Consider the following 22,408-nt stretch of genomic DNA (forward strand, 5'->3'; position numbering starts at 1 on the left):
TAAAAAGACTTATTGCGGCTGGCCCGTTGATGATGAACCTGTTTGAATGCCTGGATGAGTATGGTTCTTTAATGAGATACCATCGGCGATAACATCACCCATCACATTAACAACACCAATAACCGTTGTACCGCCAGCTCCTGCATTAATGGCTACACCTGATGCGGCATTGATTGTGACACCGGTAGCGGCGTTAATCGTTACGCCTGCCGGAGCGGTTATATTCACCGTGCCTTCTGAGATATTGAGATCCAGCTTATGCTCTGAGGGGGAATAGGAAAACTTTGTACCATCCTTATATTCCATATAATCAGTATCATCATCCTCGATAGGTGGCGGTTCCGCCTCAGAATAAACAGCGCCAAGTAATATACCACCTACACCATCGTCTTTAAGGAGGATCGCAACCGGCGTACCCAGTTCGACAGGACAACGGCGCTTTGATTTTTTGGAGTACCCTTGTGGGACTTGTAACCAATAAGAGGTCAGCCCATTTTCATGAAGGTCAACCCGGATACGACAGGTTTTAGCGTTCCACGCAGAGACGGTACCATATTCAAGATTCATTTTTTCCCCATTTGTCCATTCTTCACATCATAGATAACGACTTTCTTTTTAGGTGTGGATGCAGATGATGGAGACTTAGATTTATCCGCTTTGACAGTGACAATATCGGCCTCTCGGATGCGGCAGATATCCAGGGCGGTATTCCATCCCCCGGAACGGTCTAATTGGTGCTGTGCAGATTGGATAAGGTAGTCACCATTCAGTTCACCACCGGCTTCAAGCCGGATTGAATTACCACTGAGATAATTAGGATTACCCATTAAATCAATATTGCCGCCAGTACGCTCCCGGTTAGCTTTTGCCAGTTCTGCCTGAGCCTTAGCCGTGGCCACTTCAGGAGAAGTCGAACGGGTTGAGGTTTTGATGGTGTCGGCGCTGGTTGTTGACTTGCTAACGCTAGAGTCTTTCGCCGTCATTTCACCGTTCTTAACATCATAAGTGATGGTCTTATTCTTGGCGGGATCGTGTGGCTTAACTTCCACCGCTTTGGGTACCTGTTTAATCTGGTCACGAATATGACCACCGGAAATATCCGTTAACTTGAAGGTGGCCACTGGAGGAAGACGTAAAAGCTCAGAAATGGCATGAAAAATTAGCTTGCTGCCTTCAATTTTGAAAGCATAGTCATATTCATCAGCCAGTTTTTTAAGAAACTCAATATCAGACTCTTGCTGCGTCAACCGGTCTAAAGCAATAGGTTCAATAGCGCCAACTAAGGTTAGACCCTGACGATCTGCTATTTGTTTAGCGATTTTATCCAGCGTCATTTTTTCATAGGCACGGGCAGTTTTCGTTCTGACTGAATTCTTGATACCTACCGCTTGGGCGGTAATGGTCACCGTGCTGGGTGAGAACTGAAAATCGATATCGTTAATCTCGAAAACGCCAATCTGGCGGCGTTCCTCTCCCAACCACCCCAGCTCAAAGGTAAGCTCATCACCCTGACCTGGATACCATTCACCATACCAACGGCCGTCAATATTTTCTAACGCAATAGACAACTCATCAGCCTGGCCACTGAGAAAATCGGTATAAGTAATCGATATCAGGTAAGCAGCCAGTTCACTGCTGATGTCTTTCTTTTCATATAAAAGCCGAAAATCAGACACCGGCACGTTATTCTTTATGACTTCCATGGGGGCATTCCTACTGAAGACGGTTTGCTTTCTATCAGAGGGATCGCAAGCGTTATCCCTGCTTTAAATGTTGGCGTAATGGCCACATGACGATTAGCGGCGATGATTTGAGGATAAAGATAAGCATCACCATAATAACGCCAGGCGAGCTGATCCCAACGTTCACCCTCAGTCGTGATATGAAACCGGTATTGCTGGGTCATGATAATAGTCTCCGGGTGGCCACGCCGACACTCAGCGCCAGCGCGTTGGAACTGGCGTTCTCCAATGAACTTGAGGCATTACCCATGCTATCTGCCGCACTATCGAGACGATCCCAAATCGATAAACTGTCATCTTTCAGATAATCTACAGCCTGGCGTACATCATCCAATGCCTGTTTACCGGCATCCACAAGCTCTTGGCCATCCCTAAACACATCCGCTAAACCTGATAGCTGTTCCAGTGGCCCGATAGCGCCACCGGTAATTGATGACAGTTCGGAGAGCGCGCCTAGCACTGATAGTGGATTTTCTTTAATCTCGTGATAGGCATCGATACCGGCATTAATCACATTCATGGCGGTCTTGGCATACCGGTGCATCCAGTCCCCATTCAGCATGGGAAACACGGATAAGGTCGCGCTTATAACGGGCCGCATCAGCCGGTATTGTTGAAGCCAGCACCGGATGACAGGCCGTTATCAGTAAGATAAGTAAGATAACGGCTCTCATGATTACAGCCCCAGTGTTACGCCAAGAATAACGGCCATGACGACAATCGCCCGGCGTAACAGAACAGCGGCGAAGATACGCTGATAACCACTAATTACCGGGTATTCAGGTTCAAGTTTATCTACGCCGTTAATCGGGTGAGCACTGATAGCTTTCCAGTTATCGACTAGGTAGCTGCCGGGGCTGGCATACGGAAATAGTGCCCGATCTAAGTGATACCCGATCACCGCAGCCAGACAGACCAACGATAGCTTATACAGTGTGACGGGTAGCTGTTGTGGTGACAGAACGGCGATAATGCCTAGCAGGACGACGGCGGCTAATACCCAAGTCAGTAGACGATGTTGGCGGACATTTTTGAATAACGACATGATTTAAACCCCAATTGAATTGAAAACACCGCCATAGTAGGCGGTGCTGGGGTTTTGGTATTTTAGCCGAGATTAAAGCTTTTTAGTTAAACAGAATATCGTCTCTGTCATATGGGCTAGTAATTGATGATGCTTCACTAGGGTGTTGGCCTGATTTTAATAATGTGTTCCAAAAGGTTTTATCAAAACAACCGTGTAAATAGGCATAACGACATATAAATATGAGTGAAGGACGACCATAAACGCCGCCGAACTTACCGCCGTAATACTTCTCAAGTTGATAAAATGTTGGTGTTTCCTGTGCATTCCAACGTTCACAGAGATAATAAAAAACATCTTTAACTTGCTCAGGAGAAACAACAAAATTTGACTTGTAAACTTCATGGGGAGCTTGAAAAACAGTACCATCAGTATCTTGAAAATAAGGGTAAACCCCAATTTCCCAAGCAAATAAGTAATCATCACTAAATTTATCGTGAACAGTCCCTAGTTCTAATATCTGAAGGCGCTGTTGGTTGAATAAAGCTTGTAAAATTGCGTTGTCTGACATATTTAAGTTTCCCAGATAATTAGTAAAATATGTATTACGGTAGTCCTTTCTCACATTCAGCAAGGAAAACAATATTGGCGGCTGTTAAGTGCAGGACGTAACTTGCCAATCTTTGAGGTACTTCTTTTACTTCGGTACCTTGTCCATGGCCACCTTCTTTATTTCGGATAGTGGGTACACCACTTTCAAGCAAACACCTCAGTTGTGTAAACTGTTCCTGCATATATACAGGAATTAAGTTTTTAACTAAGCAGGTTTCAATCAATTTCTTGGCTGTGTCCCCTGGCTTAAATTCCCATTTATGTTTTTCACAAATAGCTTTCATGCAGCTTTCAAATGATTTCAAACAATCGACTAAAGTTTCTTTGTACTTCCCATGACGGTAATGGCTATGAGCCGAGAAAAACTCAGATTTAGTACCTTCAAAACAAGGATCTCCTTGTAGTAACACAAGTGCGGGCTTAACTACTTCACTATGAATAAATTGAGAATCAATGCGAATAATTTCACCAGAAACGAACTCATAACCTACACCATCAGCTTTTAAACGTTGATTTAACTCTGTTATTGCATCATCTGGGCTTTGAGTCAGTCCGAGCCTTTGCTTAGAGTTTGGGAAAACCTCTCTCATAACACTATCGATAATGCCAAAGGCGATTTCTACAATATCTAAACATAATTCGATATCAGGCTCACGTTTGAGACGAGTAAAGATATCTATCATTGCATTGGCTTCACCTGCTAAAGAAGTTTCACCATATTCCCTAATTAGAGTATTCCTAATATTTTCATAAATTCTTCCAGTAAAGGACGTAGTAGTTATTCCCATATTATATTCGGTAGTTTTTTTCCCAAGAGCGCCTTGAATAATAAAAATTATTTGATTTCTCAACTTTAGGGAAAGGGTATCATATTGATAGACGTCAGGAACTTCGCCTCTAAGTACTTTTTGTCTTTTAGAAAATAAATTGGACACAGCCATGAGAATTCACCTTTTACAAAATAATCCATAATTCCATAATATTGTTACTTATTTATCATCATCTGGCGGGTAATTTTTTAATGCATTACTAAAAACACAACAAGCCACTAAGGAAATCAAAAATGCCACACTTGGATACCCACTTAAATCCTTATCTGAGTAAGCAAGAAAGAGCACACTGATTACCAGAGCAAAGAGAGCAATTCTGAACCGGCCTAATATTCTGTTTCTTGTTATTTTTCTTATCAGCCTTTCTCTCTTTATTTGATTGTGCTCATCTTCACAATGTCGACACCATACCCGGCCAGCACTAAGAAGACGGTCTTCACAGCGTGGGCAAACATCAGGTGCCGCATGTTCATGGTAATCACGCCCAGCCGCCCGATTATTATCCCCATAAATATTAAAACCAGACATCAATTACCTCCCTAAGCGCTATTTCTTCCGTTCGTTATAGTTTCTTCCCGCTACTCGGTTGCCACTACCAGAAACAGTAATGCCTGAGCCTCTATTTTCATTGGATTCTGGCTTGTAATCATCAGTGGTTTTATCTGCCATATCCACACTTAACAGCAATTGCATAACTTCCATCTTAGTTTTTAGGTCAGCGCATCGGAAACGCTGTATCAGCTCCCATTCATCCTTGTTGAGGCGGTATGTTGCAGGGGTATTCATGGTAAACAGCTCCTCATCTCGACTCTCATCGCCGTCATCTTCTTCTTCAAATTTATCCATAAGCTTTTTAAAAGTGCTCTTTTCGCCAGTAAGAACATATTGAACATCGACACCTACGCCAGATAGTGATGATAACTGCACTGCGTTCGGTGAGGTATTTCCTTTTTCCCACTCAATAACAGTTCGCTTAGATACGCCTGATGCCTCAGCAAACTCTGGCTGGGTGAGTCTTAAACGCTCGCGTTCATTTTTTAACCTATCACTTATCATGATGTATTCTTCACTATTAACATTGACAGGTGCAGAAAACAGCACCATAATGGAAATCACATATTCAGTGTAACAGCATTTAACACCGATTAAATAGACGGAGGTGAAGAAACATGTATGTGAGAACACAAAAACAGATTTCAGATGAGGTAAAAAACCGACTTAAATCTCAGGGATTAACTTTAAAGGCATTCGCTGAGGTAAATGGTTTTTTATATCGAGATGTTTCCGATGTTGTTCGGGGCGTTCGTCGGGGTTATTTCGGTAAGGGACGGGAAATAGCCAAGAAACTAGGTATGCCAGTTGAGGAATAGGGTTCCGTTATGAAAACAACTTCAACATCAGGTTCTCGCATTCTGAAGGTATTAAAAGCCGTTAAGGGTTACACCCTGACAGGCATTTCAAACAGTGCAATAGCAGAAGGTATTGATGATTCTCCATCTAATGTGAGCCGGGCCTTGAGTGTGCTGATTGAGGAAGGCCTAGTCATCAAACTTGATAATGGTCTATTTGCTCACAGTATCGAAATGCTACGAATAGCACAGGCTCATGTTCAGCATATTAACAATATACAGGATCGTATTACTGAGACTCATCAACGGATTTTTTCCAAATGAACAAGGTGAAATATATGAACTTTAAACAAGAAAATTACGATGAGTTAATGCGGCAAATCGGCGCGCTTCAAGCATTAATTGAAATGGGCATGATTGATCACCTTATTGCAGCTACTTCTATTCTTCAAAAGGGAGGATTAGGTGATTTTGCCACTTTATCTAAAGTAACTGGTGTGAGTGAACATGAGGCTCGTTCCTTTGACATTTTAATCAAAGGTGCAGCTCTGTTAGTCCAGCAAGGCTGGCCAGTCAAATCAAGTAAAGGAGAGGTACGTTAATCATGGCCAGAACACCTAACCCAAAAAATGAACCTATTGAATTAGTTCAATTACCTGAACAGCAAATAATAGAAAATCAAAATGTTGTATCTATGCATAGTTCGGTGCTTTCTATTCAGTTCGATAATGGGTTGCCTTATGAACGTGAGCGAGTGGTAAATGAAGCCCGTTTTTTTGCAGCACAAAGTGCCGAATCTATGTTGGAGTTTGGTAAGAGATTGATATTAATTAAAGAAAATGAACCTCAAGGGGAATTTCATCATATTCTTAAAAGTCGTCTTAATTTGGTGCCACGTACTGCACAGTTAATGATGCAAGCGGCAATTAAATACCTCTCTCCCAAATTGCAGTCTAACGCGCAAGCGCTTTCGCACTTAGGCAAAACTAAACTTTTTGAATTAATGACGGAAGACGATGAAATATTGGCTGAATTAGCAGATGGAGGAACTGTTGCTAGTCGCTTGTTTCATGGCGTGCCAAAGGTCATCTATTGGGATAAAGGCTCAGCGAACACCGCAAGCGCCATTAAAAATTTGCTCGATCACCTTGAAGTGACCTATTTAGAGCATGAAGCCGGTAACGCACGGGCCAAAGGCGGCGTTGAGAACGCTAATAACATCATTGAAACTCAGTTTGAAATACGAGCGTGCACTCTTACCGGAGGACTCCGGTAAACAAGTCGGGCGTATTGTTGACCGTTTTGCGCTCTTGGCCGTCGCCGGAGAAATGGCAACGGATGCGGGTATTACCGGTTGGCGAACTGGGGACGCTTATAATGCGGCTAAAACGTGTCTGGCCGCGTGGTTAAAAGACCGGGGACACGCAGCCAATCAGGAAGAGGCGGATGCACTGGATAAAGTACGGCGCTTTATGACGGCGAACCAATACACCCGTTTTGCCGACTGGGATGATGAAAAGAACCGCCCGGCTAATATGGTGGGTTATCGTCGGGTTGTCCGGGGAAGTAATGCCACGGAAGCCGTGACCACCTTCTATGTGTTATCCAGTGGCTGGAAGGAGATTTGCGGTACATCGGACATGATCAAAGCGGCAAAGTTATGCCGTGATGAAGGGTGGCTGGATACCGACACCGGCAGCCCGAAAAACCAGAAGGCCATACGCCTGCCAGAAATAGGGGTTAAAAAAGTGTATGTCTTCAATAGTACCGTTATTGGATAAAGCCTCACGTATACTATATTTATAGGGTAACAGAGGTAACAGGGGTAACATGATTGTTTTATATAATATTATTTTGTTACCCCGTTATACATTGACGGGGTAACATGGGTAACGTGATTAAAATCAAAGAATTACATTTTATTGTTACCCTTGTAACCCCGAAGTTATATTAAAGGGTAACGTAATTTCACTTCATATTTCAAAGATGTAACCCCTGTTACCTCAGTTACCCCTAAAAAACATATAAAGATATTTATAAAAGAAGTCTCTTTATTTGACAATTACACCGTTATTTTTGTTAATCAATAAGATAGTTAACATACGATACTTATCCCTGTCTGTATTCATAGCGGCGTAATTCAAATTACAGCAATAAGAACCAGAACAGTAAAAAGCCGATATGAACCGCTTATCGCAAAATGAATATGGTCATAAATATCTATCCTTCAGCAAAGTGGTGCCACATAGCTATATCTGACCACGTTGGCCAACATCGGTATGGCCTTCTGGCACTACAGACATATATGACTATGCTTAAAATCCATCACCAGACGGCCTGAGCGCCGGTCTTATTTTCGCTATTCCCCGTATCACTCCTGTTAGCCCATCATGATGGCGGCGCGTTTGCATGGCTAGGATTACGCGTAAAGTAATCCTTTCGTCACGTAATCCGCACTACACCGCACCCGCCTGCACGCTTTGTGTCGTAATTTATTTTCAGTTTTAAAATATTGCAAACCGACAGGCCAGAACGCGCCGGTATTGGGTTCCGGTACAAATAAGCAAACTGAAATCAATAAAACGTTTTTCAGTTAATTTCAGTTTTTGTGAATCATTCAGGAATTGAGGAGATGTATAACCAATTAATATATAATGATTTTTTAAATTTTACGTGAAAAAAAGTTATTGAGTGTGCCTAAAAAAGGAATGCTTTAAAAATAGAAAAACCAATATTGACGGGGCCTGTAGCGCTATCGACCTGAAACTGAAAACTGAAATAATTCACAACAAGAACGCCACTGATCTTATTCTTGGCTGGCGACTTTTTTATAGTCCTTTGGGAGCTGCCTTAACCTCAATCAAAAGTCATTAATAAATGGTTTTTACATTACAGGGCGATATACTGACTTAACAGAACAATAACGAACGGGAAAACGACAAAATGAGTAAACATATTGGAATATGCCCTGATTGTGCAGGAAGACTCATAATGGCAAAAACGCACCGTATTACTGCGCAGGTAGCAACGGTTTACTACCATTGCCAGAATGATGATTGTGGTTCACGTCTTGTCTATGACTTAACCTATTCTCACCATACACGACCAAGTGCACTTACATTGCCTGCCGAAGTGATCCGGGCTTTTGATTGTATTCCTCCAGAAAAACGTAGGGAAGTAGCGGAGATGTTACTCAATCAAAATAGGTAGTAATTTTATAACGACAATTACTAAGGTAGTTTTTACATATTATCTAATGCCGTACCATAGTATCTGGTGAATGACTCCAGAAGATATTTATTACCCTCCATTATATTAACTCACTTAAGTTCTCTGATATTCCTTGATGACAGAATCCTTTAGGTATCCTAAAAAACTAAAGGAGTTACGCTATTAACGTAACTCCTTGATAAATTTGGTGGCCCCTCCCCGGTTTGAACGGGGGACCAAGCGATTATGAGTCGCCTGCTCTAACCACTGAGCTAAGGGGCCAAGTGGCGGCGATTATACGGTAAACATTATTGTTTAGTCCATAGTTACGTGGTGTGAACGTTGGTTTTATGCACAGTTGTAGGGCATAGCGCTTGTAATAGGAAGTCTGTATTCGATATCAAATAGATTAGCGGTATTTGACAGTCTGAACAGAATTAGGCATGGTCTGTGTACTTAGGGAGAAATAGCACACCGTCAGGTGTGTCAGACGCCATCTGATTAATCAGAGCATGAACAGGACGATGTGATAATGATATCTAAAATAGGTCGTATATTATTCTATTCAATCATTAGCTTAAGTTGCACTGCCAGTATTGCTAATGATGCGCTTTCCATACCTAAAGACAGTCAGTGGAAATACCTCACCACCAATGTGAATGGGAAATATTCTATTCGTATGGACTACATCATTGCACCCCGGCATCCACTTTATCCACCGGACTGGGCTCAGGTATGGCTTAAAGAAGAGGTATTAGATTGTACTGATTTGACCTGCGGTTCAATCACTCGCCATATTGTTGATTGTGTCTATCGACCTAAGGGCTTCGTACAAGAACAACGCTATGATTATGATATTCATGGTAAGCGTATTTTTACCGATTCAGGACAAAAGCCGTTTAAAGATTATTCCGATTACCCCTCCTTTATCAAATTGTACGATACGGCATGTGCAGAAACTGCTGACGCGCGGAGCAAGTCCGCTGCTGAAAAGAAAGCAAGAGAAGATAAATCGGCGGCTAAAAAAGCTAAAGAACTTGCGAAAAAATCACCCTACGATCGTAGCTTACCGTTGACATATAATCCGGATGGAACCGGTGGCCCATTAGCGAATGAAGCCTATATTTTATTTGAAGATGGTCGTCAGGTTGCCCGTGGTGTAAGTGATAAGAATGGCAATATTCCCTACAAATTAAATAAAAATTCAACTTATATCATTCAATTCGCATATGGGAAATTTACGTTAGATCCGGTACGTAAAACACGGCGTAAATAATAATGTTGGGGGAATCGATTCCCCCAACATTTCATCTGTATCATTTCTGATTTAGTATCTGTTCTAAACGCGGGATGGTGTAGTCCTCACGATAGTACTCAGCATCACTGTCTGATAACGCTAAACTAATATCGCCATTCCAGGCTGGTAAGCGGGTTGGCGGTAATGGTAATACACGATTTAAATTGGTGAATTGCCATAACAAACTTGCTTTCTTTTCCGGATTACGCCCCATACTCTTGCGATAAGGATCCGAATAGAAACGTATCGGATCTATTGCCTGCCGAAATTGAGCCACCCGTTTTAAGAACGCCGGTGAGAGGTAATCTTTGCCCATTGCCTGCTTATAATCATCGTTAAACTGTACAAATTCACTAAAGGATGCGTAGTAACCCGCTTGTGCTGAACGATGTAAATATAAAAAGGCTTGATCCCAATCAGTCTGACTCTTTGCCTTTATATTTTGAGCCAGAGCCAGCAAGTTAAGTGCCCGACCCGATCCATTTTGAGCGGCACAGGCAATGTACTGCTGCGCTTGTGTGGCGTTTTTATTGGTTAATCGTAAATTAGCCATATACATCAAGGCAGAGGAGTTGCCCATTTGCACTGACTGATACATATAGGCGGAGGCCGGACTGGGTGAAGTAGTATATTCCTCCAGCGCTCTGTTACGCCAAAGAGCCATATAATAGAAAGAGGCCGCAACTTGCTGCTGCATCAGTTCGTTAATATAAGTGCGGGATTGTTTTGGATTATATTCGGTGTATTCAATAACGCCATGTTTTTTAACAGGTTTGATAAGATGCAGTTCAGCCATCAGTAATTTGGCTCGCCAATCACCCATTTTCGCGGCTTTGGTGCCCAAAGCATACATGTGAGGATAGAGACCAGTCTCCTTTTCTCCCCATAGTTTATGAGCAATTTGGTAGTATTTTTCTGCTTCTCTTACCGTGGGTAATGGTACTTCGGTGGTGCAGACTGAAGGCGGTTGGTTTACCACATCAACCGCCGGATAAGTTCGTTGAATATCGAATTGAGGCGCAGCGAACGCGGTATTAACCAATAAAAATAGCGGTATTATCTTAGCAATATTTTTCATCATAGTAGGCCATCAATCAGTATTTCTTTCACTAAACGATCATAGTGGTAGTCGGTTCGATATTCTTTGGCATCTTCAGCCGAAAGCAGAACTGAAAAATCACCGTTCCAGGCTGGGAGCTTTGCTGGTGGGGGGAAAGGAAGTACTTTATCTAAATTGGGTAGTTTATAACTGGTATTACCTTTCACACGGAAAGGCAGGCCTCTGCGTTTACGGTCAGGATCATCATGGTGGAATCCCGGTCGAGTCATAATCCAAAGTTTATCTGAACGTTTGGCGTATTCTTTATTTGGCGCGGCAAAACTCTCTCCAAAAAGAATTTGGTAGTGACGGTCGAGCGATGAGAAACCATGTAAACCATCACTATCACCCGCTACTGCACTCAGGTAGTTATAGCGAAAAGCCTCTTTCCAACTCTCTTTATTCATGCCCGAATTGATACTGATTGACATTGATCTGTCCTGAGCTGCTATCCCATGGCCATATTTAATTCCACATTGAATAAGCTTTTCTGCGCTTTGGTAACGTTTCACATTTCTGAATATGTTGGCGACATCGACCATTCCTCTGGGGTCGCCCCGGCGTGCGGATTCATAAAGATAGGCAGACGCCGGGCTGGGAGCATTATCAAAATCATCACCGCCTCGTTGGCGGTATTGGCTCATAAGATAAAATGCCCCAGGAATGTCCTGTTCCATCAGTTCATCCAGATAAATCCTCGCCTGCTTGGGATTTAGCCGATTGTAGGACGTTGTCATATACAGCTCGGCCATAAATAGCTTGGCACGCCAGTGACCTAAATCAGCAGCTTTTTTCCCCAGGGTGAACATATGCGTAAAATAATTACCGTCCTGCTGTCCGGCAATTTTTTTAGCGGCACGATAATAAATGTCGGCGCGAGGATCGCTAATTAATGCGGGAAGATGACTTTCCGGGTCGACACAGTTGGGTTCAGATACGGTTAAAAAATTAACCCGGGGAAGGCTTTTATTAATATCAATGGCATGAACAGTGATTGAACCTGTGCTTAATGCCAATAATAAACAGAGTGTATATGTTCTCAATGCTCTTCCTTAATAGAGATCAATCCATTTTAAGGAGGATAATAGAAACCAGTTATTTATTAAACACACTCTGTTTTTTAGCATCAACAATGATAAGTCTGTCACTATTGATGGCTGGATAGATTCTCCCGCACTTCCATCAATGCAAACCCCAACAAATTCTGTCCATCCCACAATAATGGATTTGCCGCACGTGGATCATCCTGTGCCAGGCCAATACCCCAAATCTTATCTACCGGGCTGGCTTCAACCAGAACCCGCTGTTTGGTATTTAGCAGAAACTCACCCAGGTCTGGGTGTTGACTGAATTTATGCAAGTTGCCTTCACAAACCAGCTCAAAGCAACGTGATTGCCATATCTGTTGATCGAAGCCCTTTACCTGTCTGCCCAGACTTTTGGCCTGTGCGGGCGTTCTGGCGCTTAAAATCTGCGGGATAATCTGCTCATCGCCAAATAACTGAGCTTTACTCACCATCATCCAGTGCTCTGCGGTTGCATAAGTGACGCCGTCAACCACAAAAGGGGAGGGCCACCACTGGCTAAAGCAGGAGGCGGTAATAACACCATTAGCTGAAGGTTGATGTCCCCAGAAATAGAGATACTTAAACCGAGAGCCTGACTTCACCGCATCCTGTAGCGCCTGAAGAGAATAATGTCCCTGTTGCATAAATTCCTCCCTTAAAATAAAGACTCAGCTGAAAACAAGAAAACCCCAGAGGACTGGGGTTTTCTTGTTTACTATTGATCAACGCAAAGATTAATCATCCAGGAAGCTGCGCAGTACTTCTGAGCGGCTTGGGTGACGTAATTTACGTAATGCTTTCGCTTCAATCTGACGAATACGTTCACGGGTAACGTCGAACTGTTTACCCACTTCTTCTAACGTGTGGTCAGTATTCATATCAATACCAAAACGCATGCGCAGTACTTTCGCTTCACGAGCGGTCAGACCGGCAAGTACGTCGTGGGTTGCGGAACGCAGGCTTTCAGAAGTAGCAGAGTCCAGCGGCAGCTCGAGGGTGGTATCCTCGATAAAATCACCTAAATGCGAATCTTCATCGTCGCCAATTGGCGTTTCCATTGAGATTGGCTCTTTGGCGATCTTCAGCACTTTACGGATCTTGTCTTCTGGCATCAGCATGCGTTCTGCCAGCTCTTCCGGCAGTGGCTCACGACCCATTTCTTGCAGCATCTGGCGAGAGATACGGTTAAGCTTGTTAATCGTTTCAATCATATGCACCGGAATACGGATGGTGCGCGCCTGATCGGCGATTGAGCGGGTGATAGCCTGACGGATCCACCAGGTGGCGTAAGTTGAGAACTTATAACCACGACGATATTCAAACTTATCTACCGCTTTCATCAGACCGATGTTACCTTCCTGAATCAGATCCAGGAACTGCAAGCCACGGTTGGTATACTTTTTAGCGATAGAGATAACCAGACGTAAGTTTGCTTCAACCATCTCTTTCTTCGCACGGCGGGCTTTCGCTTCACCGATAGACATACGACGGTTGATATCTTTAACCTGCTCAATGGTTAAGCCGGTTTCGTCTTCAATTAACTGTAACTTCTGGATGCAACGCTCAACTTCTTCGCTGACATCTTTCAGTTTTTCAGACCATGGTTTACCCATCGCCAGAGCGCTGTTAAACCAGTCCATTGAGGTTTCATTGCTGGCGAACAGGGTAACGAAGTTTTTCTTCGGCATTTTACTCTGTTCAACACACAGTTTAAGGATCAAACGTTCCTGAGTACGGACGCGATCCATCATCTGGCGCATGTTATTGACCAGATAATCAAACTGTTTTGGTACCAGACGGAACTGTTTGAATACTTCAGACAGTTTTACGATCTCTTCAATTGCCTGTGCGTTGCTGCGGCCAAACTCTTTAAGGGCTTTGCGTGTTGCTTCATATTGCAGGCGCAGGTCGTTAAACTTCTCACGGGCAAGTTCAGGATCGATACCGATATCTTCATCTGCATCGGAATCATCAGAGTCTTCATCATCATCGTCGTCATCATCCTGCTCTTCGCTGGATAATTCCGAGCCTACATGTGTTGCAGCAGGGCCGATGGTGTCATCCGCATTAGGATCGATGAATGCGGTGATAATGTCAGACAGTCGGGTTTCGCCAGTTTCAACGCGGTCGTATTGTTCCAGCAGATAGGTGATCGCTTCAGGGTATTCAGCAACAGAACACTGAACCTGATTGATACCTTCTTCTATGCGTTTTGCAATGTCGATCTCGCCTTCGCGGGTTAACAGTTCAACGGTACCCATTTCACGCATATACATGCGCACCGGATCTGTTGTACGACCGATTTCGGATTCAACGCTGGAGAGCACTTGTGCTGCGGCTTCTGCTGCATCTTCATCGGTGTCTGCGGTGTTTTCTGCGAGCATTAGATCATCGGCATCAGGTGCTATTTCCATTACCTGAATACCCATATCATTGATCATCTGGATGATATCTTCGATTTGATCTGAATCGATGATATCTTCAGGCAGATGGTCATTGACCTGAGCGTAGGTCAGGTAGCCTTGCTCCTTGCCTAGGGTAACAAGAAGTTTAAGCTGTGACTGCGGGTTTTGCTCCATAAGACGGTATCCACACTTCAGAGTATTAAATTTTATCGGCTAAGCCGGTAATCATAAGGTAGTCGGGCTATGTTTATCAGCTGTCGCCTTTATAAACAGCTATGCGCAGGATTTCTTACCTGCAATGAGCGGCACTTAAGCCGTTAATTCTGTTAAATCTGTCAAACTAATCTTTTTTTGCCAGAGCCATATTCAAAGACCATAATTCTTTACGCTCTTCGGCATTCAAACCGTGGGTTCTGTCACGGGCAATCAGTTCTTCCTGACGTTGCTCTAATACTGAGTCATACAGTTTCGCTAACGTATCAAGAAATGTTTCTTCAACCATGTCCTCTACAATCATGTGGTTCCATGTTGCTAAAGTTTCAAGTTGTTGACTGTAATTATTTCCGCGATACAGCTCTAAAAGTTGTCCGGTAGTTAACCCCGGCTGAGCCAGACAGGTTTTAACCAGTTCAATAAACAGCGGTACTCCCGCCAGATTGGTCTGTTCTAACCCCTGGACTGACGGAACCAGTGTTGCCAGATAAGGGCGCTGAATCAACAGACCTATCAGTATACGCATAGTTGTGCGTTTTAGCTGGGGTGCCTGATAGCTTTGTTCAGTTTCAATTTGTTTCGGCATCAGCTTATCCAGCTGACTGTCATCCAGAATGCCCAGTTTTTGACCGAGTTGCTGGCGTAGATACAAACGCAGTGTTTCGCCCGGCACCTTGCTGATAAGCGGCAACGCTAACGTACTAAGTTTAGCACGGCCATCCGGTGAACTCAGGTCGACCTGCGGCATAAGTGTATCAAATAAAAACATCGAAAGAGGTTGGGCTTGTTCTAAACGTTGCTGAAAAGCCTCTTTTCCCTCTTTTCTTACCAGCGTATCCGGATCTTCGCCGTCGGGTAAAAACATAAAGCGTAACTGACGTCCATCGGTCAGGTAAGGCAGGGCGGTTTCTAATGCACGCCATGCGGCCTCACGACCAGCATTATCGCCGTCATAACAGCAAATAACGTTATCTGTAGAGCGGAACATTAACTGAATATGTTCTGCCGTTGTGGAGGTACCCAGCGAAGCGACGGCATAATCAATGCCAAACTGCGCCAGCGCCACCACATCCATATAGCCTTCAACGACCAGCAGCTTATCGAGCTGATTGCGATTAAGCTGTGCTTCATACAGGCCGTATAGCTGGCGGCCTTTATGGAAAATCTCTGTTTCCGGTGAGTTAAGATATTTAGGCGTTCCGCTACCTAAAATTCGTCCACCAAAGGCGATAACCCGACCACGCTTGTCACGGATAGGGAACATGACCCGTTCGCGGAAGCGGTCATAGGTACGTCCATTGTCATTGGTCACCAGCATACCCGCATCATTAAGTGATTCGCGGTTCTCCGGTGAACGACCAAAACGTTTCAGAACGTTATCCCATCCGGAAGGCGCAAAGCCAATGGCAAAACGCTGAATAATGTCGTCACTTAAACCCCGTTGCGCCAGATAGTTTCGCGCATCCTGAGACTGAGGTTGGTTTAAGGATTCCTGATAGAACTTAGCTAACGGCTCCATCAGTTGATACAGACTTTGTCTTTGGTGTCTCTCTAACTGGCTGGTGCCGGTTCCGGATTCGTAAGGAATTTCCAGACTGTGCATGGTTGCCAGTTCTTCAACGCTTTCAACGAACTCCAGACGGTCAAAGTTCATTAAGAAATCAATAGCATTACCATGAGCCCCGCAACCGAAGCAGTGATAAAACTGTTTTTCACCGTTAACGGTGAAAGAGGGTGTTTTCTCATTATGGAACGGACAACAGGCGTGATAATTCTTGCCTTGCTTTTTCAGCTTCACACGAGCATCTATAAGATCGACGATGTCCGTACGGGCCAGCAAGTCATTGATAAATACGCGTGGGATTCGTCCTGCCATTAAGCCTCAATTCGTAAATCCATAAATGAGAATAAGCCGCGCATTCCTTCCGGAAAGCACGGCATACTTATATGCAGTTAGCTATTACTAGCTTTAGCTACACGACCAACCTGCGCATTAATCGCGCGCTCGGAGTTAACCGAAGGTATTAATACAGGCGGGTGCGGCGTGCGTTTTCACGAGCTAATTTCTTCGCGTGACGTTTCACAGCAGAAGCTTTAGCGCGTTTACGTTCAGTAGTTGGTTTTTCGTAGAATTCACGGCTACGAACTTCAGCAAGGATACCTGCTTTTTCGCATGAACGCTTGAAACGACGTAATGCTACGTCAAATGGCTCGTTTTCACGTACTTTAATTACCGGCATGTGCCTTTCACCTCAATAGAAATCGGTTTTGCTGCTGGCGCTGTTGCCAGCCATATTCAAAATGGTGCGGAATTCTACTGCGAATAGGTGCTGCTTGTAAAGTCCTGTTACCGATTCATTCATCGGTAGTCGGCAGAAAACAGCCCGTCATCATTGTATAAACAGCTACCATCACGTTAGTGCGCTGAAAGTCCCGGTTATTTTTATCTACCCATAATCGGGGCTTTCAGCCATCAAATTTTTACTGCTGTAATGCTTATTTGCCCTGGCCTTTCACCGGTGAGCTTTTTGGGAGCTCGTTTTGGGCATTGCCAACCAACTGAATAAACTCTGAACGCAGATCGTATTTATCCGCACCGCGACCTTCATTTGCCAGCTTCAGAGTATCGTCCAGCGTGAATGCGCCAGTTGATGCTCCGTTATCTTTTAACTGCTGAGCAAATGCAGCGACCGCAGCGGCGAAGCGGAAATCTTTGCTGCTGTTATCCAGTGTATTGTTCATTTGTGATTCAGGAACCGGCAGCTCAATACGCTGAGGGGTGCCTTGTGCATTTGGCGTTTTATAGCGCAGATGCATCATAGCAATCTCTTTGGTTTGACGCAGGTAACTGTTAGCGGATGGCGTACCGATGAAACTATATTGTTCAGCGCTCCACTCTTCTGAGCTGCCCGCCGGAATAATTTCATACAGCGCAGTCATGGTTTGACCAGTGACCACAACACCGCTATTTGTTGCATTGCTGTTCTCTTCTGATGGGGCCTGATAACCCAACAGGCGGTAAGCCTTGATATAAGTTGGGTTAAACTCGACTTTCATGGAGAAATCTTTTGCTACCGGAGTTTGTGTTGCGCTTAATTGCTCATCCCAAACTTTGTCGCTGTCGCGTACGTTGTCGATGTACTGATGAACACCGTGACCAACGTAAGCCACTTCAGCCAGTGGCGATGGGCTAAACTGACTGGCCGTGAAGCCTAAGGTCGTTAGCGAAATTTGTGCTGCAGGATGGTTAGCGAAGAAGTCACTGGCATCCTGTACAGTGCTGAAGCCTGCATTATAGGTGCTGTTACCCACCAGAATAACGCGGTTGATACCATCAGCAATATAGTGATCTTTTGCCAGCGTATAAGCTTCTGTCAGACGAGAGCTGTCCTGAAGGGTCTTTCCACTGCTTAAACTGGAGATTGCAGACAGCATTTTGTCTTTTTTATCGCCGGTAGTGGGTTCCAGCAGAACGCCTTTATCACCGGAGGCACTCAGCAGAGTCAGAGTATCCTGTGGCGTTAATTGATTAACCAGATGAGTCAGGCTGGTCTTGATAAGCGACAGGTCAGCACCTTCTCCGCCCACTAACACCACCAGATTTGCCGCACGACGTTCAGCACTGGCTTGAGCATCACCGGCTTTAATTGCTACACGCAGCAAGCGGGTATTGGGGTTCCATGGCGTAATGGCGATTTCACCGTTAGCCGCGAAAGGAATTCGCCCTTGTGGTTGTGGATAATCGTAAGGGAAGAAATTTACCCACTCAGACAACTGAATGCTGTCTTTTCCTGGCAAGCTTGAGCGTGCCAGAGCACGGCGCATATTATTGTAGCTACCGTTATTGTCTGCGGCAGAAATCAATACTTCAGGGCCATTTTGGGTGCTTGTTTTATAAGCCTGTTTGATTTCCTGCTCTGGTGATCCTGCCGTTTTTGCTGGCGAAGGAAGATTTAAGTTAGGATCGGTTGAGCTACAGCCGGCAAGTACCAGTGCACTCAACAATGCCAGGGAATGGATTCCACGTTTAACACTTTGAGCTTTAGTCATTTCTATCTCAATCAAGTTGTTTGGTGTTCATTGGATGGACAAAAGAAAGGCGAAGCATACCCAGAGTTTCCGGGGTGCTGCAAGCGACTTTGCGTTTAGTTTATCGAAATATGTTAGTGACTGCTGCTAATTAGTGATATTCAGTAGCATTTTTATTGAAGTGAGTGATTCTTTATTTTCAGCTTATCGTCTGTGTTATTATTTAACGCAATACAAATTGTGTGTTTGCACCGCTGTTGCAAGCGCACAGGTCATGAATTCAGAGGTTGTTTGGCAGGTTATGCGTATATTAGGTATTGAAACGTCATGCGATGAAACCGGTGTGGCGATTTATGACGATCGGCAGGGTTTATTAGCGGATCAACTTTATAGCCAGGTTAAACTGCATGCAGATTATGGCGGTGTGGTACCTGAGCTGGCGTCTCGCGATCACGTACGTAAAACCGTTCCTCTTATTCAGGCTGCACTGAAGCAGGCGAATCTAACCGCCGCCGATATTGACGGTATTGCTTATACTGCCGGGCCGGGTCTGGTGGGAGCGCTATTAGTTGGTGCAACCGTTGGGCGCTCTTTGGCTCTGGCGTGGAATGTTCCGGCAGTAGCCGTTCATCATATGGAAGGGCATCTGTTAGCGCCGATGCTGGAAGATAATCCACCCGAGTTTCCTTTTGTTGCGCTGCTGGTTTCGGGGGGGCATACCCAGTTAATCAGCGTTACGGGTATCGGCCATTATGAGCTGTTGGGGGAGTCCATTGATGATGCGGCCGGTGAAGCATTTGATAAAACGGCTAAACTGCTAGGGCTGGATTATCCCGGTGGGCCGATGCTATCTAAAATGGCACAGCAGGGTGTCGCCGGGCGCTTTACTTTCCCTCGTCCAATGACCGATCGTCCGGGCCTTGATTTTAGTTTCTCCGGTCTTAAAACATTTGCGGCGAATACCATTCGCCAGTCCGGTGATGATGAGCAAACCAAAGCGGATATCGCCAGAGCATTTGAAGACGCGGTAGTGGATACGCTGGCAATAAAATGCCGTCGGGCATTGGATGAAACCGGATTTAACCGGCTGGTGATGGCTGGCGGAGTAAGCGCTAACCGCACACTACGCAGCAAAATGGCCGACATCATGAAACAGCGCAAAGGTGAAGTGTTTTATGCTCGTCCGGAGTTCTGTACCGATAATGGTGCCATGATTGCTTATGCAGGAATGGTTCGATTGAAAGCCGGTGAAGCCACAGGACTGGAAGTCTCGGTTCGCCCACGCTGGCCGCTGGATCAGCTACCACCGGTAAGTTGAACCTGATTGAGTTTGAATAACTAAAAAGTGATCCTGGCCGTAAATATGTATTTGTTTAAACAGGTATTTACGGCCGATGAATTTTGTTGAATGGTTAATTTATTCTGGTTTATCGTTATCTGCTGTTTCTTCTGTCTTTTTCTTCTTAAAACGATCCCAAATCTTTCCTTCCTGACCACGCCATAATCGTTGAATATTGTCATGATGACGAATCAATACCAGACAGGAAAGCATTGCTACCGGAAAGGTAAATTGAGGTTTAAACCACCAGGTATAAAACGGCGCAATAAGCGCACTGATAATAGCACCCAGAGAAGAATAGCCACTGAGCAGCACGGTTAACAGCCAGGTACCGGTCATCAGTCCGGTGAGATCCCAGCCTATCGGTGCAATGGCACCAAATGCTGTGGCTACACCTTTTCCGCCGCGAAAGTGAAAGAAGATCGGGTAGATATGCCCAAGACAGGCTGCAATGGCAGTTAAACCGAGATAAAGCGGGGAAAGGTTCAGCTTGTAGGCCACCCAAACAGGGATCATACCTTTTAGCACATCGAATATTAATACCGCCGCCGCAGCAGCTTTCCCACCAATACGTAGCACATTGGTTGCACCGGGATTACCGGAACCATGCTCTCGTGGGTCGGGCAGTTTGGCGATACGACAAACCAACACTGCGCTGGATATTGATCCACATAGATAGGCGATAATGATCATGCCAAGCGCGATAGCACTCATAAACTCGATTCCATCTAATAATTGTCGTTTTACTCTCTACTAACATGGATAATACGCATATTCTGCCCGAAGTGGTACGTCTTAATTGAAAAACTGAGAGTGGTGTTATGGATATCGTATTTATAGAACAGCTCAGCGTCATTACAACCATTGGGGTTTATGACTGGGAGCAGACGATTAAACAGAAGCTTATTTTCGATATCGAAATGGGCTGGGATAATCGCAAAGCTGCCGTCAGTGACAACGTTTGTGACTGCCTGAGCTATGCCGATGTCAGCGAAGTCGTGATTGAAAAGGTCGAAAACGAGCGTTTTGCCTTAGTAGAACGCGTCGCAGAAGAAGTGGCTGATTTATTAATGCAGCGTTTTTCTATTCCATGGATTAGGATCAAGCTGAGTAAACCGGGAGCCGTAGCAGCGGCGAAGCAGGTTGGTGTGATCATTGAACGTGGTTCACGTTTAGCCTGAAAGAATAAGTCCGATAGAATGAAACTAAATGGGTTGATTTCTGTCTGAGCTGCGCGGGTTATTAAAATTATTGTCTGGTAATCAGGCACAAATATTTTCTTTATATATTTTGCAAGGGATCTATTGATGGATGGTTTTCACTCGTTGGTCGTGGCATTTATTCTCGGTGTTGTTGAGGGGTTGACCGAGTTTCTGCCGGTTTCTTCAACGGGACATATGATTATTGTCGGTGAGCTGTTGGGTTTTTCTGGCGACACTGCATCTACATTTGAAGTAGTTATTCAGTTAGGGTCAATTCTTGCGGTAGTAGTGGTGTTTTGGCGCCGCTTGTTTGGTTTGATTGGTATTCATTTTGGTGAGGTTCCTCATGAAGGGAGAGGCAAGGGGCGCCTGACGCTGGCACATATTATTTTAGGTATGTTACCGGCAGTGATTGCGGGTTTTGCGCTGCATGATGATATTAAACAATATTTGTTTGGCGCTAAAACCGTTATGTATGCCCTGATTGCCGGTGGTTTATTGCTGATTGCCGCTGAAATGCTAAAGCCTAAAATTCCGCGCGCGGAAGGGCTGGATGATATGACATATCGTCAGGCTTTCATTATCGGCTGTTTTCAGTGTCTGGCTCTGTGGCCGGGTTTTTCCCGTTCAGGCGCCACCATCTCCGGTGGAATGCTGATTGGCGTTAGCCGTTATGCGGCGTCAGAGTTCTCCTTTATTCTGGCAGTACCGATGATGCTTGGTGCGACGATATTGGTGATGTACAAAAGCATTGGTCTGCTGGTTTGGGATGATTTACCCATGTTTGCCGTCGGCTTTGTTACTGCTTTTATTGTGGCGTTACTGGCGATTAAAACCTTCCTGAGCGTGATTAAGCGTTTCTCTTTTATTCCATTCGCTATTTATCGTTTCTTTGTGGCTGGCGTTATTTATCTGGTGTTTTTCTGATTTAAGGATCAGAAGCACGATGAATAAAAAAGGCACTGATTGGTAACAATCCGTGCCTGAGAC

At 44.6% G+C, this 22,408-nt stretch carries 28 protein-coding genes and 1 tRNA gene; 10 read left to right on the forward strand and 19 right to left on the reverse strand.

The genetic code is table 11. The features are described 5' to 3' along the window. Positions 1 to 9 precede the first annotated feature (9 nt). The 10 genes from I2494_RS04485 to I2494_RS04530 form a co-directional block, all read right to left on the reverse strand. Entirely contained in the window at positions 10 to 567 is a 558-nt protein-coding gene (locus I2494_RS04485; protein WP_218468114.1) for a phage baseplate assembly protein V, read from the reverse strand. Next, positions 564 to 1,703 carry a phage late control D family protein gene (locus tag I2494_RS04490; RefSeq protein WP_228350836.1) on the reverse strand — a complete coding sequence of 380 codons (1,140 nt, stop codon included), beginning with the start codon at positions 1,701 to 1,703 and terminating at the stop codon, positions 564 to 566. The genes I2494_RS04485 and I2494_RS04490 overlap by 4 nt, the downstream gene beginning before the upstream one ends. Beyond that, the gene (locus tag I2494_RS04495; RefSeq protein ID WP_218468116.1) at positions 1,691 to 1,906 is read right to left on the reverse strand and encodes a tail protein X; all 216 of its coding nucleotides are present in this window, start codon (positions 1,904 to 1,906) and stop codon (positions 1,691 to 1,693) included. Before I2494_RS04495 ends, I2494_RS04490 begins: the two co-directional genes overlap by 13 nt. After that, on the reverse strand, positions 1,903 to 2,286 hold the full coding sequence (locus tag I2494_RS04500; protein ID WP_218468117.1) for a hypothetical protein: 384 nt from the start codon (positions 2,284 to 2,286) through the stop codon (positions 1,903 to 1,905). The genes I2494_RS04495 and I2494_RS04500 overlap by 4 nt, the downstream gene beginning before the upstream one ends. Continuing rightward, positions 2,249 to 2,416 (reverse strand): hypothetical protein, encoded by a 168-nt coding sequence (locus I2494_RS04505; RefSeq protein WP_218468118.1) that lies wholly within the window; start codon positions 2,414 to 2,416, stop codon positions 2,249 to 2,251. Before I2494_RS04505 ends, I2494_RS04500 begins: the two co-directional genes overlap by 38 nt. A gap of 2 nt (positions 2,417 to 2,418) precedes the next feature. Beyond that, on the reverse strand, positions 2,419 to 2,787 hold the full coding sequence (locus tag I2494_RS04510) for a putative holin (protein ID WP_218468119.1): 369 nt from the start codon (positions 2,785 to 2,787) through the stop codon (positions 2,419 to 2,421). An 82-nt stretch (positions 2,788 to 2,869) separates the two neighbouring features. After that, the gene (locus tag I2494_RS04515) at positions 2,870 to 3,337 is read right to left on the reverse strand and encodes a hypothetical protein (RefSeq protein ID WP_218468120.1); all 468 of its coding nucleotides are present in this window, start codon (positions 3,335 to 3,337) and stop codon (positions 2,870 to 2,872) included. 34 nt (positions 3,338 to 3,371) lie between these two features. Further along, positions 3,372 to 4,319, reverse strand: a complete 948-nt coding sequence (locus I2494_RS04520; protein WP_218468121.1) for an STM4504/CBY_0614 family protein — start codon at positions 4,317 to 4,319, stop codon at positions 3,372 to 3,374. A 48-nt stretch (positions 4,320 to 4,367) separates the two neighbouring features. Continuing rightward, positions 4,368 to 4,736: a hypothetical protein gene (locus tag I2494_RS04525; RefSeq protein ID WP_218468122.1), complete on the reverse strand. Its 369-nt coding sequence runs from the start codon at positions 4,734 to 4,736 to the stop codon at positions 4,368 to 4,370. 18 nt (positions 4,737 to 4,754) lie between these two features. Beyond that, positions 4,755 to 5,312, reverse strand: a complete 558-nt coding sequence (locus I2494_RS04530) for a helix-turn-helix domain-containing protein (RefSeq protein ID WP_228350837.1) — start codon at positions 5,310 to 5,312, stop codon at positions 4,755 to 4,757. A 65-nt stretch (positions 5,313 to 5,377) separates the two neighbouring features. On the opposite strand from I2494_RS04530, the gene I2494_RS04535 reads away from it, so the two are divergent. From I2494_RS04535 to I2494_RS04560, 6 genes are all read left to right on the forward strand, one after another. Beyond that, on the forward strand, positions 5,378 to 5,578 hold the full coding sequence (locus I2494_RS04535; protein ID WP_130591021.1) for a helix-turn-helix domain-containing protein: 201 nt from the start codon (positions 5,378 to 5,380) through the stop codon (positions 5,576 to 5,578). A gap of 9 nt (positions 5,579 to 5,587) precedes the next feature. Further along, on the forward strand, positions 5,588 to 5,881 hold the full coding sequence (locus I2494_RS04540) for a helix-turn-helix domain-containing protein (protein WP_218468123.1): 294 nt from the start codon (positions 5,588 to 5,590) through the stop codon (positions 5,879 to 5,881). 14 nt (positions 5,882 to 5,895) lie between these two features. Beyond that, positions 5,896 to 6,159, forward strand: a complete 264-nt coding sequence (locus I2494_RS04545) for a hypothetical protein (RefSeq protein ID WP_218468124.1) — start codon at positions 5,896 to 5,898, stop codon at positions 6,157 to 6,159. Positions 6,160 to 6,161: 2 nt separating this feature from the next. After that, entirely contained in the window at positions 6,162 to 6,833 is a 672-nt protein-coding gene (locus I2494_RS04550) for a DUF3102 domain-containing protein (RefSeq protein ID WP_218468125.1), read from the forward strand. Beyond that, positions 6,793 to 7,338 carry a hypothetical protein gene (locus tag I2494_RS04555; protein ID WP_218468126.1) on the forward strand — a complete coding sequence of 182 codons (546 nt, stop codon included), beginning with the start codon at positions 6,793 to 6,795 and terminating at the stop codon, positions 7,336 to 7,338. The genes I2494_RS04550 and I2494_RS04555 overlap by 41 nt, the downstream gene beginning before the upstream one ends. A gap of 1,162 nt (positions 7,339 to 8,500) precedes the next feature. Beyond that, positions 8,501 to 8,767 carry an ogr/Delta-like zinc finger family protein gene (locus I2494_RS04560; protein WP_228350838.1) on the forward strand — a complete coding sequence of 89 codons (267 nt, stop codon included), beginning with the start codon at positions 8,501 to 8,503 and terminating at the stop codon, positions 8,765 to 8,767. A 206-nt stretch (positions 8,768 to 8,973) separates the two neighbouring features. Here the strand turns inward: I2494_RS04560 and I2494_RS04565 are convergent. After that, positions 8,974 to 9,049 (reverse strand) — tRNA-Ile (locus tag I2494_RS04565). A gap of 250 nt (positions 9,050 to 9,299) precedes the next feature. Here I2494_RS04565 and I2494_RS04570 point away from each other — a divergent pair. After that, positions 9,300 to 10,043 carry a hypothetical protein gene (locus tag I2494_RS04570; protein WP_218468128.1) on the forward strand — a complete coding sequence of 248 codons (744 nt, stop codon included), beginning with the start codon at positions 9,300 to 9,302 and terminating at the stop codon, positions 10,041 to 10,043. A gap of 40 nt (positions 10,044 to 10,083) precedes the next feature. On the opposite strand, the gene I2494_RS04575 is transcribed toward I2494_RS04570, so the two are convergent. The 7 genes from I2494_RS04575 to I2494_RS04605 all read right to left on the reverse strand — a co-directional run bounded on the left by I2494_RS04575 (position 10,084) and on the right by I2494_RS04605 (position 18,898). Further along, complete coding sequence (locus I2494_RS04575; RefSeq protein WP_218468129.1) at positions 10,084 to 11,145, reverse strand: SEL1-like repeat protein; 1,062 nt, start codon at positions 11,143 to 11,145, stop codon at positions 10,084 to 10,086. After that, positions 11,142 to 12,206, reverse strand: coding sequence for a hypothetical protein (locus I2494_RS04580; protein WP_218468130.1), 1,065 nt, complete (start codon positions 12,204 to 12,206; stop codon positions 11,142 to 11,144). The genes I2494_RS04575 and I2494_RS04580 overlap by 4 nt, the downstream gene beginning before the upstream one ends. 104 nt (positions 12,207 to 12,310) lie before the next feature. Next, entirely contained in the window at positions 12,311 to 12,874 is a 564-nt protein-coding gene (locus tag I2494_RS04585; RefSeq protein ID WP_218468131.1) for an NADAR family protein, read from the reverse strand. A gap of 90 nt (positions 12,875 to 12,964) precedes the next feature. Next, positions 12,965 to 14,809, reverse strand: a complete 1,845-nt coding sequence (rpoD, locus tag I2494_RS04590; protein ID WP_218468132.1) for an RNA polymerase sigma factor RpoD — start codon at positions 14,807 to 14,809, stop codon at positions 12,965 to 12,967. A 166-nt stretch (positions 14,810 to 14,975) separates the two neighbouring features. Continuing rightward, entirely contained in the window at positions 14,976 to 16,724 is a 1,749-nt protein-coding gene (dnaG, locus tag I2494_RS04595; protein ID WP_218468133.1) for a DNA primase, read from the reverse strand. Between the two features lie 148 nt (positions 16,725 to 16,872). After that, positions 16,873 to 17,088 carry a 30S ribosomal protein S21 gene (gene rpsU / locus I2494_RS04600; protein ID WP_027275017.1) on the reverse strand — a complete coding sequence of 72 codons (216 nt, stop codon included), beginning with the start codon at positions 17,086 to 17,088 and terminating at the stop codon, positions 16,873 to 16,875. Positions 17,089 to 17,344: 256 nt separating this feature from the next. Continuing rightward, positions 17,345 to 18,898, reverse strand: coding sequence for a vWA domain-containing protein (locus I2494_RS04605; protein ID WP_218468134.1), 1,554 nt, complete (start codon positions 18,896 to 18,898; stop codon positions 17,345 to 17,347). Between the two features lie 280 nt (positions 18,899 to 19,178). On the opposite strand from I2494_RS04605, the gene tsaD reads away from it, so the two are divergent. Further along, a complete protein-coding gene (tsaD, locus tag I2494_RS04610) occupies positions 19,179 to 20,195 on the forward strand; it encodes a tRNA (adenosine(37)-N6)-threonylcarbamoyltransferase complex transferase subunit TsaD (RefSeq protein ID WP_218468231.1) in 1,017 nt (338 codons plus the stop codon). Between the two features lie 99 nt (positions 20,196 to 20,294). Here tsaD and plsY read toward each other — a convergent pair whose 3' ends face one another. Next, positions 20,295 to 20,930, reverse strand: a complete 636-nt coding sequence (gene plsY, locus I2494_RS04615; RefSeq protein WP_218468135.1) for a glycerol-3-phosphate 1-O-acyltransferase PlsY — start codon at positions 20,928 to 20,930, stop codon at positions 20,295 to 20,297. Between the two features lie 107 nt (positions 20,931 to 21,037). Here plsY and folB point away from each other — a divergent pair, with 107 nt between their 5' ends. Further along, positions 21,038 to 21,397, forward strand: a complete 360-nt coding sequence (gene folB / locus I2494_RS04620; RefSeq protein ID WP_218468136.1) for a bifunctional dihydroneopterin aldolase/7,8-dihydroneopterin epimerase — start codon at positions 21,038 to 21,040, stop codon at positions 21,395 to 21,397. Between the two features lie 126 nt (positions 21,398 to 21,523). Further along, the gene (gene bacA / locus I2494_RS04625; RefSeq protein ID WP_218468137.1) at positions 21,524 to 22,345 is read left to right on the forward strand and encodes an undecaprenyl-diphosphate phosphatase; all 822 of its coding nucleotides are present in this window, start codon (positions 21,524 to 21,526) and stop codon (positions 22,343 to 22,345) included. The last annotated feature ends 63 nt before the right edge of the window (positions 22,346 to 22,408 follow it).

Origin of the sequence: Limnobaculum allomyrinae (genome assembly GCF_016649425.1) — a bacterium.
Lineage (GTDB): Bacteria > Pseudomonadota > Gammaproteobacteria > Enterobacterales > Enterobacteriaceae > Limnobaculum > Limnobaculum allomyrinae.